General features: G+C 66.5%; 14 protein-coding genes. 11 read left to right on the top strand and 3 right to left on the bottom strand.

Features of this window, described 5'->3' with window-relative positions; translation table 11 throughout:
• The 5 genes from ACQGNJ_RS10850 (at position 1) to ACQGNJ_RS10830 (ending at position 5,471) form a co-directional block, all read left to right on the top strand.
• A complete protein-coding gene (locus ACQGNJ_RS10850) occupies positions 1-297 on the top strand; it encodes a DUF3450 domain-containing protein (protein ID WP_426689251.1) in 297 nt (98 codons plus the stop codon).
• A gap of 170 nt (positions 298-467) precedes the next feature.
• Positions 468-2,810: a motility hub landmark protein FimV gene (locus ACQGNJ_RS10845; protein ID WP_426689250.1), complete on the top strand. Its 2,343-nt coding sequence runs from the start codon at positions 468-470 to the stop codon at positions 2,808-2,810.
• 99 nt (positions 2,811-2,909) lie between these two features.
• Positions 2,910-3,707 (top strand): tRNA pseudouridine(38-40) synthase TruA, encoded by a 798-nt coding sequence (gene truA, locus ACQGNJ_RS10840; RefSeq protein WP_426689249.1) that lies wholly within the window; start codon positions 2,910-2,912, stop codon positions 3,705-3,707.
• Positions 3,704-4,345: a phosphoribosylanthranilate isomerase gene (locus tag ACQGNJ_RS10835; RefSeq protein ID WP_426689248.1), complete on the top strand. Its 642-nt coding sequence runs from the start codon at positions 3,704-3,706 to the stop codon at positions 4,343-4,345. Before truA ends, ACQGNJ_RS10835 begins: the two co-directional genes overlap by 4 nt.
• A gap of 121 nt (positions 4,346-4,466) precedes the next feature.
• Positions 4,467-5,471 carry a cupin-like domain-containing protein gene (locus ACQGNJ_RS10830; protein ID WP_426689247.1) on the top strand — a complete coding sequence of 335 codons (1,005 nt, stop codon included), beginning with the start codon at positions 4,467-4,469 and terminating at the stop codon, positions 5,469-5,471.
• 14 nt (positions 5,472-5,485) lie between these two features.
• Here the strand turns inward: ACQGNJ_RS10830 and ACQGNJ_RS10825 are convergent, their stop codons facing one another.
• Positions 5,486-6,379: a LysR family transcriptional regulator gene (locus tag ACQGNJ_RS10825; RefSeq protein ID WP_426689246.1), complete on the bottom strand. Its 894-nt coding sequence runs from the start codon at positions 6,377-6,379 to the stop codon at positions 5,486-5,488.
• Between the two features lie 130 nt (positions 6,380-6,509).
• On the opposite strand from ACQGNJ_RS10825, the gene trpB reads away from it, so the two are divergent.
• The 3 genes from trpB to accD are packed head-to-tail and all read left to right on the top strand — an operon-like array spanning position 6,510 to position 9,434.
• Positions 6,510-7,721 carry a tryptophan synthase subunit beta gene (gene trpB / locus ACQGNJ_RS10820; RefSeq protein ID WP_426689245.1) on the top strand — a complete coding sequence of 404 codons (1,212 nt, stop codon included), beginning with the start codon at positions 6,510-6,512 and terminating at the stop codon, positions 7,719-7,721.
• Positions 7,718-8,518, top strand: a complete 801-nt coding sequence (gene trpA / locus ACQGNJ_RS10815) for a tryptophan synthase subunit alpha (RefSeq protein ID WP_426689244.1) — start codon at positions 7,718-7,720, stop codon at positions 8,516-8,518. The genes trpB and trpA overlap by 4 nt, the downstream gene beginning before the upstream one ends.
• A gap of 46 nt (positions 8,519-8,564) precedes the next feature.
• Entirely contained in the window at positions 8,565-9,434 is an 870-nt protein-coding gene (gene accD, locus ACQGNJ_RS10810; protein ID WP_426689243.1) for an acetyl-CoA carboxylase, carboxyltransferase subunit beta, read from the top strand.
• A gap of 420 nt (positions 9,435-9,854) precedes the next feature.
• Here the strand turns inward: accD and ACQGNJ_RS10805 are convergent, their stop codons facing one another.
• Positions 9,855-10,418 (bottom strand): phosphatase PAP2 family protein, encoded by a 564-nt coding sequence (locus ACQGNJ_RS10805; protein ID WP_426689242.1) that lies wholly within the window; start codon positions 10,416-10,418, stop codon positions 9,855-9,857.
• Positions 10,387-11,547, bottom strand: a complete 1,161-nt coding sequence (locus ACQGNJ_RS10800) for a glycosyltransferase family 4 protein (protein ID WP_426689241.1) — start codon at positions 11,545-11,547, stop codon at positions 10,387-10,389. Before ACQGNJ_RS10800 ends, ACQGNJ_RS10805 begins: the two co-directional genes overlap by 32 nt.
• Before the next feature lie 111 nt (positions 11,548-11,658).
• Here ACQGNJ_RS10800 and ACQGNJ_RS10795 point away from each other — a divergent pair, with 111 nt between their 5' ends.
• From ACQGNJ_RS10795 to gltX, 3 genes are read left to right on the top strand one after another with little or no spacing between them, the layout of a single operon-like run.
• Positions 11,659-12,093, top strand: coding sequence for a DUF4399 domain-containing protein (locus ACQGNJ_RS10795; protein WP_426689240.1), 435 nt, complete (start codon positions 11,659-11,661; stop codon positions 12,091-12,093).
• Between the two features lie 36 nt (positions 12,094-12,129).
• Positions 12,130-12,459: a hypothetical protein gene (locus tag ACQGNJ_RS10790; RefSeq protein ID WP_426689239.1), complete on the top strand. Its 330-nt coding sequence runs from the start codon at positions 12,130-12,132 to the stop codon at positions 12,457-12,459.
• Between the two features lie 59 nt (positions 12,460-12,518).
• Positions 12,519-13,919: a glutamate--tRNA ligase gene (gene gltX / locus ACQGNJ_RS10785; protein WP_426689238.1), complete on the top strand. Its 1,401-nt coding sequence runs from the start codon at positions 12,519-12,521 to the stop codon at positions 13,917-13,919.
• Positions 13,920-13,925: the final 6 nt, after the last annotated feature.

Below are 13,925 nucleotides of genomic sequence, written 5' to 3'. Positions count from 1 at the left end.
ATGCGTTTTATCCAGGTTATTGTATTTGTTTGCTTTGTATTGAGCGGCGCGGGCTGGGCGACGAGCCCGGCGCAGGTCCAGCCCACGGCTTCCCGAGCTGCCCATGCCGAGCTTCGGGTGCAGCGGAAACTGGCTCGCAGCGAGGCCGAAATCAGGCGTCTGCAGCAGGACGTGCAGCGGCAGGAATCGCATAGCAGGCAAGCCGGGCAACGCCTGCAGCAGCAGGACCAGACGATCGCCGAACTGCAAAAGCAATTGCAGGCATTGCAGTCCGGTCAGGCCAGTGGACAGCATTAGCAGGCGCCGCCGGGGTGAGAACACACCGCAGCAATGCATCGCAAGTATTCGCCGCACCTATTGTTGATTGGCCTGCATATAACTAAAGTGGCACCTCGTTTGGGGCAATAGTCGTCATCGCGGCAACGCCAACCTAGAGAGTTGCGTCAGGATCGTTCGGGGGAACACGCATGAATCGTTCGTTGAAATTGTCGATGCTGATCGCGTTGGCGCTGGGCACCAGTCAGGCGATGGCCATGGACATGGGCCAGATCCAGGTCAAGTCGGCGCTGGGGCAGCCGTTGCTGGCCGAGATCCCGTTGCATTCAGACAATCCGGCGGAACTGCAGAACCTTACCGTCCAGCTGGCTTCCAGCGAGGAATTCGCTCGCGCCGGCATCGTCGGTGGACGCACGGCGATTCCGCTGCATTTCAGCGTGGCCAATGCCGGCAGCCACCCGGTGATCCGCATCACCAGCAACGCGCCGGTGGACGACCCCTTTCTCGACCTGCTGATCGAGGTCAATGGCAAGGCCGGCAAGAGCGTGCGCGAATACGCGATCCTGCTCGACCCGCCGAATGCCGCCTCGCCAGCTGCCGTGGCGGCGACTCCCGCACCGGCTCGGCCGGCCCCCCGGGCGAAACCCGCTGCCCCGATGGCCCGCCAGCCAAAACCTGCCGCGCCCGCTGCCAAGCCTGTCGCGCCAGTGGCCAGCAATGGCCAGCTCGGCCCGGTCGAGCGCGGCCAGACCTTGTCGGGCATCGCGCGCAACGTGGCTCCGTCCGGAGTCGACGTGCAGCAGATGATGCTGGCGCTCAAGCAGGCCAATCCGGATGCGTTCTACCGCGACAACATCAACGCGCTGAAGAGCGGTGCGGTGTTGCGTGTGCCCACCTCATCCGAAGCCCAGGCCATGACCATCGCGGCTGCCGCAGCCGAGGTGCGGCGGCAGAACAGCGACTGGCGCGCGGGCGTTCCCGGCAAGCCGACGGTCGTGGCTGATGCCGCCACCCGCGCATCCAGCTCCAGTGCACCGATCAGCGCGGCCGATGGCGGTGACCGCCTGGCGCTGGTGCCAGCGAAGCAGGGCAGCGCTGCCGGAACCCAGGGCGCCGGTTCGAGTGACAAATCCGGCGCCAGCCTTCGTCAGGATTTGCTGCGGACCCAGGAAAGCCTGGCCAGCCTGCAGCAGCAGAGTACGGATCTGAAGACCCGCCTGAAGGACCTGGGCGACATCAACAGCAAGAACGAGCGTTTGCTGTCGTTGAAGGACAGCGAGATCGCCGAGTTGCAGGCCAAGCTTGCCGCCGCGAGAAAGAGCGCCGGCCTGCCATCGGCGCCCGCGGCCTCCACCAGCGCAGCCAAGGTGGTCGCGGCCCCCGCGCCAGCCGCGACCGAGCCGGCGGCGAAGAGCGAACTGGAGTCCGCGCGTGCGAGCACGGTGGCGCCGGTCGCGGCGGGCACGGTGGCCTCGGCTGCCACCACCAGGGCCAGTCTGCCTGCTTCCACGGCCACCACGGTGACCACGCCGCTGGCGGATTCGGCTGCGGGCAAGCCGGCCGAGCCGCCTGCTGCCAAGCCTGCGACCAAATCGCTCACCCGGCATTCCGCGCCGACGCCGGCGCCGGTGGAGGAGCAGCCGTGGTACATGCAGACCTGGGCATGGGCTGCCGGTGGCGGTGCCGTGGTGGTGTTGTTGCTGCTGGCCCTGCTGGGCCGTCGACGCAAGCCGGCCAATGCGGCATCCAAATCGGCCTCGTCGCTGGCAGATCGTTTCGGCTCCGCTCCGGGCGCCGCCGGGCAGGACCTGCTCGGCGACGACGTCGACCAGGAAGAGTTGCTCGACCAACTGGCCGAGCATCCGGATGACATCGATCTGCACCTGGAATTGGTGACGCTTTACTATTCGCGCCGCGACGTCGAACATTTCGAGGCCGCCGCCGAGGCAATGCACGCCCACATCACCAATCCGCAGCAGGACGAGTGGCAGGACGTGCTGCACATGGGCGAGGACCTGGTGCCTGGCCATCCACTGTTCGATCACCACGAAGAATCCGTGGCACACGACGATGCCGATGCCCATGGCGAATTCGACATCGACGACTACGCCGATGCAGGCGACGCGCCCACGGTGGTCTCCTCGATGCCGCCGCTGCCCGGCGCCGGCCCGAAGAAGGTCAGCGAATACAACTTCAACTTCGATCTGACACATGCCGCGGCTGCACCGCCGGCCCGTCCGGAAGCCGCGGCGGACGATGAAACGGTGATTGCTCCGCGGGTTCCCGCGGCACCGGCGGAGCCGGTATCCGAGTGGCATTTCGACGAGCCGGAGGCTGCGTCGAAGAACGTCGATGGCGCTCACGACCTCGGCGAGTTCAACGACGATCCGGTGGACACCAAGCTCGACCTCGCGCGCGCCTATGTCGACATGGGCGATGCCGAAGGCGCCCGCGCCATGCTGGGCGAGGTGATCAAGGAAGGCAGCCAGATGCAGCGTGACGTGGCCAAGCGTCTGCTCGACAGCCTGCACTGAGTTTTCTGTTCTGTTGTTTCGCATCGGGCCGGCCTAGCCGGCCCGATGCCGTTTCGGCCTGCTAATCTTCAGCGCTTCCGACCAGGTTCTGCACGATCCATGCGTATCGCTCTGGGCATCGAATACGACGGCACCGATTTCTGTGGCTGGCAGCGGCTGAAGTCAGACCCGAGCGTGCAGGGTGCGCTGGAGCAGGCGCTGTCCAGGGTGGCTGCACATCCGGTCGAAGTCAGTTGCGCCGGCCGCACGGACGCGGGCGTGCACGGTCGCTGCCAGGTCGTGCATTTCGACACCGAAGCACAGCGCGACGCGCGCGGCTGGATACTCGGGACGTGCTCCAATCTGCCCACCAGCGTGGCCGTGCTGTGGGCGCAGCCGGTGCTGGACAGCTTTCACGCCCGTTACGCTGCGCGCAGCCGGCGCTATCGCTATCACATCCTGAATCGACCGGTGCGCGCGGCCCTGGCGGCGCGTTACGTGACCTGGGAGCGGCTGCCACTGGACGCCCACCGCATGCATGCTGCCGCCCAGGCGCTGCCGGGCGAGCATGATTTCAGTGCGTTCCGCGCCTTGTCCTGTCAGGCCGCGCACCCGCGGCGCAGCGTGCTTGAAGTGAGCGTGCGGCGCGAGGGCGAGGACGTGTTCGTCGACATTGAAGCGAACGCCTTCCTGCACCACATGGTGCGCAATATTGTCGGCTCGCTGCTGCTGATCGGCCGCGGCGAGCAGCCGGTCGAATGGCTGGGTGAACTGCTCGCCGGACGTGATCGGCAGGTGGCCGGGCCGACTGCTCCGGCGTCCGGGCTCACCTTCATCGGCCCGCGTTACGAGCGGCACTGGGGATTGCCTGACGAGGTGTGCCTGGTGGATCGCGAACTGACGGGAGTGGCACCGTGACCCGCATCAAGTGCTGTGGCATGACCCGGGTCGAGGACGCGCTGCTGGCTGCCCGCCTGGGGGTCGATGCGATCGGTCTGGTATTCACCGAACGCAGCAAGCGCCGGGTCTCACTGGCCCAGGCGCGCGCGATCGTCGACGCGTTGCCGCCGTTTGTCGCGACGGTGGCCTTGTTCATGGACGACGAGGCAAGCCTGGTGCGGCAGGTGCTCGACGAGGTTCGTCCCACGCTGCTGCAGTTTCACGGCGGCGAAAGCGATGCCTGGTGCACGCAATTCGAGCGTCCCTTCCTGAAGGCGATCGCGATGGGTCAGGGCGCGGCGTCGCCGCCGCGTTTCGGCGAGCATCCGCACGCGGCGGCGATTCTGCTGGATGGCCATGGCATCGGCGAAGCGGGCGGCACCGGCAAGGTGTTTGACTGGCGGTTGCTGCCGGCCGAGCTGGGGCTGCCGGTGATTCTGGCCGGTGGCCTGCACGCCGGCAATGTGGGCGAAGCCATCCGGACCGCCAGGCCGTTCGCGGTGGATGTGGCCAGCGGCATCGAGTCAGCGCCGGGAGTCAAGGATCCGGTCAGGCTGGCGGCCTTTGTGCGCGCCGTTCGCGAAATCGATGCGGAACGACCGGCTTACATCCGCTAGGCGACCGGCGATGAACAGGCGGCAATTCAGCAAGGTTTGCCAACCCTGCCATGCCCGATGACGGCCACCGGTGCGCGCGATAGCATGAGCGAATGATCACTTCCGGCGACGGATGAACTGCATGCCTGTTGCCATCGAGGAATACCGCCCGTCCGGGCAAGCGCTCGGGCTGGAGGAGATCGCCGGCCACGATCGTCCGCTGGTTCTGCGCGGACTGTGTGCCGACTGGCCGCTGGTACGCCTGGCGCGCCAGTCGGATACCGCTTTCGCGCAGCAATTGGCCGGTTGGGACAATGGCGCCGACGTGAATGTGCTGCGTCTGCCGCCAGCCGAAGGCGGCGTGGTCGGCTATGACGCCAGCTGCACCGGCTTCAACTACGAGCACTTCCAGGTATCCGTCACCCAGGTGTTGCAGCGCCTGGCCAGCTACAGCCGGCAGCCGGATCCGCCTGGGCTGGCCTTGCAGAGTGCGCTGATCGCCGATTGCCTGCCGGGTTTCCTGCGCGATCACGCATTGCCGTTTCTGGACGCGCAGATCCAGCCGCGCTTGTGGCTTGGCAACCGGGTCACCACGCCGGCACATTTCGACGAATACGCCAACATCGCCTGTGTGGTCTGTGGCAGCCGGCGTTTCACCCTGTTTCCTCCCGGGCAGGTACGCAACCTTTACGTCGGGCCGCTGGATTTCGCGCCGACCGGCGCGGCGATCAGCATGGCCCGACTGGATCAGGTCGATGATCCACGCTTCCCGCGCCTGCGCGAGGCACTGGCCCACGCGCAGGTCACCGAGTTGCTGCCCGGTGACGCGATCTTCGTTCCACCGTTGTGGTGGCACCACGTGACTTCGCTGCAGCAGATCAATGCGCTGGTCAATTACTGGTGGATCCCGGGTAGCGGACGGGGTCGAGCCACACCGGCAGCGCTGGACGGACTGCTGCACGCGATCCTCAGTTTCAAGTCGCTGGACCCGGCCGATCGCGCCGCGTGGCGGGCCTTGCTTGAGCACTACGTGTTCGGCGAGGAGGACCCGGCGGCGCATATTCCCGAGCATGCGCGCGGCATCCTCGGCCCGCTGACCCCGGAGCGGGTCGAGCAACTGAAGGGCATGATCCGCCGCTATCTGTAGCGCGTTCGGACGACTCAACCGCCCGCGAGTTCCAGGCGCAGCCATTGCGCCAGCGCGGCCGCACGGCGGTCGCTCGATCGCTGCGGTGTGGCCAGGATCCAGTTGCCCGGGGTGGGCTGGAATCCCCACGGCGCCAGCAGGCGGCCCGCCGTCAGCTCATCAGCCACCAGCGGTGCCGGCGCAATCGCCACGCCAAGACCGGCGATCGCCGCCTCCAGCAGATGATAGAGATGCGGAAAGCCTGCGCCGCTGGCTGCCCGTGACGGCGGCAAGCCGGCCCCATGCAGCCATTCGGGCCAGGCTTGAGGACGCGAGGTGGTGTGCAGGACTGGTTCGTCAAGCAGGCATTCGGGCGGCTGGTGCTGCAGTCGCGACCAGCCCGGGTAACGCGGGCTGACCACCGGGCCGATCCGCTCCGGTGCCAGCGTGTCGACCTGCCAGCCCGCGGGCCAGGGCGGGGCCGACAGCAGCAACAGAGCGTCCAGGCTGCCCAGCTCCGGGACGGGCGACGACTCCTGCGCCGACAGATGCAGTCGCAATTCGGGCAGGTCGTGGGCAAGCCGGTCCAGTCGCGGGATCAGCCAGCGTGCCAGCAGGCTGCTGGCGCAGCCGAGCACGAACGGCGCCTGGGTGTCGCGCTGGCGCATCCCGGCCCAGCTGTCGCGCAATTGCTCGAAGGCGCTGCCGATGCCGTCGTGCAACTGCTGGCCGGCTTCGCTCAGCGCCAGCGCGCGCCCTTGCCGCGTGAAAAGCGTGCGACCCAGCGCCTCCTCCAGCAGGCGCAATTGCCGGCTGACCGCGCCGTGGGTGACGTGCAGTTCCGCCGCGGCACGGCTCACACTTTGCAGGCGGGCCACCGCCTCGAAGGCGCGCAAGGCATTCAAGGGTGGCAGCTCGCGTCCTGACATGATTGAGTTTTCCTGACGTGTCATGGCGATATTATCGCTTTTTTGCCGGATCATTGATGCGATAAGCTGCGGTTTGACCGTGCTCTCGACGGTCGCTTCGTCAGTTCTTCTACACCACAGGAATCCGCCCATGCCCACGATCCAGGACTACCACCGCTGGCCCGACGCCCACGGCCGTTTCGGTGCATATGGCGGCAGCTACGTGGCGGAAACCCTGATGGCGCCACTGGCCGAGTTGAGCGAGGCCTATGAGCGACTGCGCATCGATCCTGCCTTTCTCGCCGAGCTGGATCGCGACCTGAAGCATTACGTCGGGCGGCCCAGCCCGATCTATCACGCCGAACGGTTGTCGCAGCATGTCGGCGGGGCGCGCATCCTGCTCAAGCGCGAAGACCTGAATCACACCGGCGCGCACAAGATCAACAACACCATCGGCCAGGCGCTGGTGGCGCGGCACATGGGCAAGCAGCGGGTGATCGCCGAGACCGGCGCCGGCCAGCACGGCGTGGCCAGCGCCACCGTGGCCGCGCGTTTCGGCATGAAGTGCGTGGTGTACATGGGCGCGGTGGACATCGAGCGGCAGAAGATCAACGTGTACCGGATGAAGCTGCTCGGCGCCGAAGTGGTGCCGGTGACCTCCGGTTCGAAGACCTTGAAGGACGCGCTGAACGAGGCAATGCGCGACTGGGTCACCAACGTGGCCGACACCTTCTACATCATCGGTACGGTGGCCGGTCCGCATCCGTATCCGAAGATGGTGCGCGACTTCAACGCGATCGTCGGGCGCGAGGCGCGCGCCCAGATGCTGGAACAGTACGGTCGCCTGCCGGATGTGCTGACCGCCTGCGTCGGGGGTGGCTCGAACGCGATCGGCCTGTTCCACGAATTCCTCAACGATGCCGACGTGCGCATTGTCGGCGCCGAGGCGGCGGGCGAGGGCATCGCCACCGGGCATCACGCGGCATCGCTGGCGGCCGGGCGGCCGGGTGTGTTGCATGGCAATCGCACCTACGTGCTGTGCGACGACAACGGCCAGATCACCGAGACACACTCGATCTCGGCCGGGCTCGACTATCCGGGTGTCGGCCCCGAGCATGCGTTCCTGAAGGATGCCGGGCGCGCCGAGTATGTCGGCGTGACGGACGACGAGGCGATGGAAGCGTTCCATCTGCTGGCGCGCACCGAAGGCATTCTCGCCGCGCTGGAATCCAGCCATGCGGTGGCGCAGGCGATGAAGCTGGCACGCGAGCTGCCACAGGACGGCATCGTGCTGTGCAACCTGTCCGGCCGCGGCGACAAGGACGTGCACACCATCGCCGCGCGCGAAGGAGTCCAGGTATGAACCGCATCGACCGTCGCTTCGCCGCCCTCAAGCGTGCCGGCCGCACGGGGCTGATCCCGTTCGTCACCGCCGGTGATCCCGCGCCCGCCCACATGGTCGCGCTGATGCATGCGCTGGTCGACGCCGGTGCCGACCTGATCGAGCTCGGCATACCGTTCTCCGACCCGATGGCCGATGGACCGGTGATTCAGCACGCCAGCGAACGCGCCATTGCCAAAGGCATCGGCCTCACCGAAGTGTTGGACTGGGTCGCCGAATTCCGTCAACGCGACGCCGATACGCCGATCGTGTTGATGGGCTATCTGAATCCGCTCGAGATCCACGGTTACGCGCGCTTCGCGCAGGAGGCCGTCGCAGCCGGCGTCGATGGCGTGCTGCTGGTGGATTGCCCGCTGGAGGAATCGGCGGTACTGCAGCCGCTGCGCGCTGCCGGCCTGCAGCGGATCCTGCTCGCCGCGCCAACCACCGCACCCGTGCGTATGGCGCAGCTGTGCGGTGCGGCCGAAGGCTTCCTGTATTATGTGTCGTTCGCCGGCATTACCGGCGCGGCGCAGCTCAGTACCAGCGACATCGCCGTGCGGGTTGCCGAGATTCGTCGTCGCGCCAGTGCGCCGGTGGCGGTCGGTTTCGGTATCCGCGACGCGGCGAGTGCGTTGGCGATCGGAGCCTTTGCCGACGCGGTGGTGATCGGCAGTGCGCTGGTTGAAAGGTTGGCAGGCGCCACGGACGCGGCGGATATCGCGGCGCGTGCCCGGGATTTCCTGCAGCCGATCCGTGCGGCGCTGGATGCACACTGAGACGGTCACCTGACCGTTTCAGGTCAGGAACGTTCGAGGTGTTGCGATGAACTGGCTGCAGAAAATCATGAATCCGCGCACCCGTCCGCAGGGTGCCAACGGCGGCAAGGGTTCGGTGCCCGAAGGCGTGTGGGAAAAGTGCGGCGGTTGCGGCACCGTGCTGTACAAGCCGGAGCTTGAGCGCAACCTGATGGTGTGTCCGAAGTGTGGCCACCACCACTACATCAGTGCGCGGATGCGGCTGGATGCGCTGCTCGATGAAGGGTCGGCGCAGGAATTGTGGGCCAGTCTGGAACCTACCGATCCGCTGAAATTCCGCGACTCCAAGAAGTACCGCGACCGCATCACCGCGACCCAGAAGAAGCTCGGCGAGAAGGACGCGATGGTCGCCATGAGCGGCAAGCTCAAGGGCCGGCCGCTGATGGCGGTGGCGTTCGAGTTTGCCTACATGGGCGGTTCGATGGGTTCGGTGGTCGGCGAGAAATTCGCCCGCGCCGCCGAACGTGCGCTGGCCGACAAGAGCGCGCTGGTGTGCTTCTCCGCCACCGGTGGTGCGCGCATGCAGGAAGCGTTGTTCTCGCTGATGCAGATGGCGAAGACTTCGGCCGCGCTGGCGCGTCTGCGCGATGCCGGCGTGCCGTACATCAGCGTGCTGACCAACCCGACCACCGGCGGCGTGTCCGCGAGCCTGGCGATGCTCGGCGACATCAACATCGGCGAACCGAAGGCGCTGATCGGTTTCGCCGGCCCGCGGGTGATCGAACAGACCGTGCGCGAGACGCTGCCGGAAGGCTTCCAGCGTTCGGAGTTCCTGGTGGATCACGGCGCGCTCGACCTGATCGTCGACCGTCGCGAGATGCGCGACAAGCTGGCCGACCTGTTCGGCATCCTGACCCGGGCCGATCGCGCGGCCTGAGTCGGGATGTCCCGCCGCCTCGCTGCGATGCCGCCTTCGGGCGGCATCGTCGTATCCGCGTCGGGGTTTTCCACAGCCGCTGTGGAAGCGTTGTGGCAAAGGCTGTGGACAAGCACGATTGCGCGATTGTCGATCAGTGACTTGCCACGCGCTGGTCACGAACTGCCCACGCCGGTGGCGCGTGCCCGGCAAAGTTTTCCACAGCCAGTGTGGGTGGGTTCTGTACAAGCCTGTGGACAACCGCCGTTCGCCTTTGGCTGGCGGGCACTTGGCTTGCTTTGTCGCTTTTTTGCGCAGCCATGCATGGTTCTCCACAGCGATTGTGGAGCAGACCCGGTAAAGCCTGTGGACAAGTAGGCTATCTGTCTGAGCGCAAAGGAACTCGTGACGGCGTGCGCAAAGGTTGCGCAGCGGGGCGGTTCAAGCCACGGTCGATGCCAGCCACAGCGACAGGCCACCAAGCCCGCCGCCGAGGACAATCGCGGCGAGTACGTCGCTGGGGTAGTGCAGTCCGAGAACCACTCGCGACGCCGCGACCAAGGTGGTGAAGGTCAGCAGCAGGGGCGCCAGCTGCGGATACCAGGCGAGCGCCACGACAGTGAAGCTCACCGCCTGCATGGTGTGGCCGGACGGGAAACTGAATTCATCCAGTGGCGGCAGGTGGGCGTTGACGCCGGGGCAGGCGCGATACGGACGGGGACGTTTCGTCCAGCGCTTGAGCGCTTGATACAGCAGCAGGGCTGTCAGTCCGGTGGCCGCCATGTGCAGCGCGGCGAACAGGCCGCGCTGCCCCCCCAGCAGGCCCAGCGTGAGCATCAGCGTGTACCAGAACACGCCATCGCCCAGCCGGCTGACGCCGATGAAAAACAGTCCCACCGCGCGGCGCGCACCCCAGTGGTTGGCGATCACGCAGAGGCGGAGGTCCAGCGCGAAGCGCGGCCTCGGCGGGAAGTCAGAAGTGGGCGGTGACGGCGGCATGCTCATGCAGGTTCTCCTCGGCCATCTCGCGCAGCAGGGTTTCGAAATCGCGGATCACCGACTCCGGCGAAAGTCCGGCCACGCTGACCCGGGCGGCGCGGCCCATGTGCCGGATCAGCGCCGGATTGCTGGCCAGCCGCACCGCGGCGTCGACAAAGGCGCGGGCGTTGCCGGACTCGATGCAATAGCCATTGACGCCGTCTTCGACGTGCTCGCGCGCGGCGCCCTCGGCGTAGGCCACGACCGGCAGCCCGGCGGCCAGGCCCTCGATGATCACGTTGCCGAAGGTTTCGCTGAGACTGGGAAACGGGAACAGGTCGGCACTGGCGACGTGTCGGGCCAGCGCCTCGCCGCGCTGCATGCCGGCGAAGAGGAAATCCGGATGCGCCGCCTGCAGGGCCGGGCGTTCCGGGCCATCGCCGACCCACAGGTAACGTGCCTGCGGCACCTGCTGGCGAATCGCGGAAAAGGTCCGGATCGCCAGGTCGAGATTCTTCTCGGCGGCGATCCGCCCGACGTACAAAACCACCGGTGTGGCCGGGTCGACACCCCAGCTGGCGCGCAAGGCTTCGTTGCGCCGGCCGGGGTGGAACAATTGCGTGTCCACCGCGCGACGCAGCACGTGGGTATTGGTGATGCCCATGGTGTTCAATTCCCGTGCAAGTGCATGGGTCGGCACCAGCGTGGCGACCGTGCGCCGGTGGAAGCGGCGCAGATAGCCGCGCACCAGCGGCGCCAGCAAGCCCATGCCGTAGTGGCTGGCGTAGTGATCGAAGCGGGTGTGGAAACCGCTGCATAGCGGTATGCCCAGCCGCCTGGCTGCACGTGCCGCCGACCAGCCGAGCGGACCTTCGGTGGCGATGTAGATCACCTCGGGGCGTTGCCGCGACCAGCGCCGAAACAGCGCCCGCCCCGCCGGCAGCCCGAAGCGCAGTTCGGGATAGCGGGGCAGGGAAGCACCGCGCAGTTCGATCACTTCGATGCCGGGTTCGTCGCGATGCGGCAACTGCTGGCGTGGACGAACCAGTTCGATGTCGTGGCCGCGGGCCGCCAGGCCGGCGGCGAAGCCGTGCACGGTCAGCGCGACGCCGTTGATTTCGGGTGGATAGGTTTCGCTGACAATGCCGATGCGCATGACCATATCCGTGCTGGCTTGGCCCAGCATCGCGGCGTGGCGTTGCATCGGCATGGCGGGTGGGTGACGCTGCGCTTACACTGGGATTCGACCCTTTCGCTGGAGAAGATGATGAAGCGCATCCTGCTCGCCCTCGCGTTGACCGGGCTTACCGGAACGATCATGGCTGCCGACGCTACCGGCCTGCCGCGCACCCAGGCGCCGGCCGATGCCGAGGTCTACATCATCTCGCCGGTGGATGGCGCCGGCGTGGGTCGGGAGGTCACCGTGCGTTTCGGCCTCAAGGGCATGGGCGTCGCGCCGGCAGGTGTGGGCAAGGAGCACACCGGCCACCACCACTTGCTGGTCGACGTGGAGGCGTTGCCCGCCGCGGGCCAGCCGATTCCGGTTGATGCGAAGCACATCCACTTCGGCGGTGGGCAGACCCAGACCACGCTCAAGCTGGCCCCCGGAACCCACACATTGCAACTGGAACTCGGCGACCAGAACCACGTGCCGTTCGAGCCGGCGCTGGTGTCGAAGAAGATCACCATTCACGTGAAGTAGATTGCCGGGTTGCCGGGTCCTCTTGGGAGGGTTGCCATGAAGCTGCCGATTTTCGCGCTTGCCTTGTCCATGTCGCTGGCCCCGACGGTGTTCGCGTCATCCATGCAGCAGGAGCAGCCGGTGCGCGAATCGGCGGCTGCATCCGCGCCCGCTGCTCGGCACCATCCGCTGTTCACCGTCAAATATGTCCTGCTGCGCGAACCGCCGGAGGTGAAAGACAGCCCGCGGATCGATCTGACGGATGACCGGGCGGCGATCCATGCCGTGCCGCCGGGCGGGCCATGGCAATCCGTGCTGTTGGGTGGTGGTTTCGGCGACCCCAACGCCATGGTGTGCAGTGGCTGGGACTGCATGGACGCTCATTGAGCACATGGCGGGCGACGCGTTCGGCTAAAATGGGAGTTTGACGCTCTTCCAAGACGCCCATGACCGTACGTACCCGCTTCGCTCCCAGTCCCACCGGCTTCCTGCACATCGGCGGCGCCCGCACGGCGTTGTATTGCTGGCTGGAGTCGCGTCGTCGCGGTGGTGAATTCATCCTGCGCATCGAGGACACCGATCGCGAGCGTTCCACCGACGAAGCGGTGCAGGCAATCCTCGACGCGATGCACTGGCTTGATCTGGATGCCGACGAGGGTCCGTTCTACCAGACCCGGCGACTGGAACGGTACAAGCAGGTGGCCGACGAACTGGTCGCCGCCGGCAACGCCTACTACGCCTACGAGAGCAAGGCCGAGATCGAGGCGATGCGCGAGACGGCGATGGCGAACGGCCAGAAACCGCGCTACAACGGCTATTACCGCGACCGCAACGAGCCGTATCGCGAGGATCCGAACCGGGTGATCCGCTTCCGCAATCCGCACGAGGGTTCGGTGGTGTTCGAGGACAAGGTGAAGGGCCGCATCGAATGGGCCAACACCGAGCTGGACGATCTGGTGATCTTCCGTTCCGACGGCTGGCCGACCTACAACTTTGCGGTGGTGGTCGACGACATCGACATGGGCATCACCGAGGTGATCCGTGGCGACGACCATGTCAACAACACCCCGCGGCAGATCAACATCTACAGGGCGCTGGGCGCGCCGGTACCGGAGTTCGCCCACCTGCCGATGATCCTGGACAAGGAGGGCAAGAAGCTGTCCAAGCGCACCAGCGCGGTCAGCGTGATGGACTACCGTGCCGATGGCTTCCTGCCGCACGCGATCCTCAATTACCTGGTGCGGCTGGGCTGGTCGCATGGCGACCAGGAGATCTTCTCGCGCGAGGAGATGATCGCCTTGTTCGACATCGCCGATTGCAACAAGGCGGCCTCGCGCTTCGACACCGAGAAGCTGGCGTGGCTCAACCAGCATTATCTGAAGACCGACGAGCCGTCGTCCCTGGTGGCCGAATTCGAATGGCACCTGCATCGCGCCGGCATCGACTTCAGCCACGGCCCCGCACCGGCCGAAGTGATCGTGGCGTTGCGTGATCGCGTGCACACGCTGAAGGAAATGACTGAGCGGGCGAAGATCTGGTATGCACCAATCGCCGAATGGGACGACAAGGCGGTTGCCAAGCACCTGAAAAACGACACCGCGGTTGCCGTGCTCGAAGCGGCGAAGGCGTTGCTCGCAGAGTGTGCATGGCAGCCGGAGCCGATCCACCAGGTGATCGAGCAGGTGGCAGCGAAGCTCGAGCTGGGCATGGGCAAGATCGCCCAGCCGTTGCGGGTGGCGATCACCGGTAGTCAGGTGTCGCCGTCGATCGACCAGACGATCTATCTGGCCGGTCGTGCCGAAGCACTCAGGCGCATCGACGCGGCCATCGCGCGGGCTCGCGGTTGATCCGGC

The sequence above is a fragment of the Rhodanobacter ginsengiterrae genome (genome assembly GCF_050026815.1).
Lineage (GTDB): Bacteria > Pseudomonadota > Gammaproteobacteria > Xanthomonadales > Rhodanobacteraceae > Rhodanobacter > Rhodanobacter ginsengiterrae.
This window is presented reverse-complemented; position numbering and strand designations above follow the sequence as displayed.

Excerpts from the sequence above, each read along its gene's own strand:
- ACQGNJ_RS10850 (WP_426689251.1), top strand. The coding sequence starts at position 1 with ATGCGTTTTATCCAGGTTATTGTATTTGTTTGCTTTGTATTGAGCGGC.
- ACQGNJ_RS10845 (WP_426689250.1), top strand. The coding sequence starts at position 468 with ATGAATCGTTCGTTGAAATTGTCGATGCTGATCGCGTTGGCGCTGGGC.
- truA (WP_426689249.1), top strand. The coding sequence starts at position 2,910 with ATGCGTATCGCTCTGGGCATCGAATACGACGGCACCGATTTCTGTGGC.
- ACQGNJ_RS10830 (WP_426689247.1), top strand. The coding sequence starts at position 4,467 with ATGCCTGTTGCCATCGAGGAATACCGCCCGTCCGGGCAAGCGCTCGGG.
- ACQGNJ_RS10825 (WP_426689246.1), bottom strand. The coding sequence starts at position 6,379 with ATGTCAGGACGCGAGCTGCCACCCTTGAATGCCTTGCGCGCCTTCGAG.
- trpB (WP_426689245.1), top strand. The coding sequence starts at position 6,510 with ATGCCCACGATCCAGGACTACCACCGCTGGCCCGACGCCCACGGCCGT.
- trpA (WP_426689244.1), top strand. The coding sequence starts at position 7,718 with ATGAACCGCATCGACCGTCGCTTCGCCGCCCTCAAGCGTGCCGGCCGC.
- accD (WP_426689243.1), top strand. The coding sequence starts at position 8,565 with ATGAACTGGCTGCAGAAAATCATGAATCCGCGCACCCGTCCGCAGGGT.
- ACQGNJ_RS10805 (WP_426689242.1), bottom strand. The coding sequence starts at position 10,418 with ATGAGCATGCCGCCGTCACCGCCCACTTCTGACTTCCCGCCGAGGCCG.
- ACQGNJ_RS10800 (WP_426689241.1), bottom strand. The coding sequence starts at position 11,547 with ATGCGCATCGGCATTGTCAGCGAAACCTATCCACCCGAAATCAACGGC.
- ACQGNJ_RS10795 (WP_426689240.1), top strand. The coding sequence starts at position 11,659 with ATGAAGCGCATCCTGCTCGCCCTCGCGTTGACCGGGCTTACCGGAACG.
- ACQGNJ_RS10790 (WP_426689239.1), top strand. The coding sequence starts at position 12,130 with ATGAAGCTGCCGATTTTCGCGCTTGCCTTGTCCATGTCGCTGGCCCCG.
- gltX (WP_426689238.1), top strand. The coding sequence starts at position 12,519 with ATGACCGTACGTACCCGCTTCGCTCCCAGTCCCACCGGCTTCCTGCAC.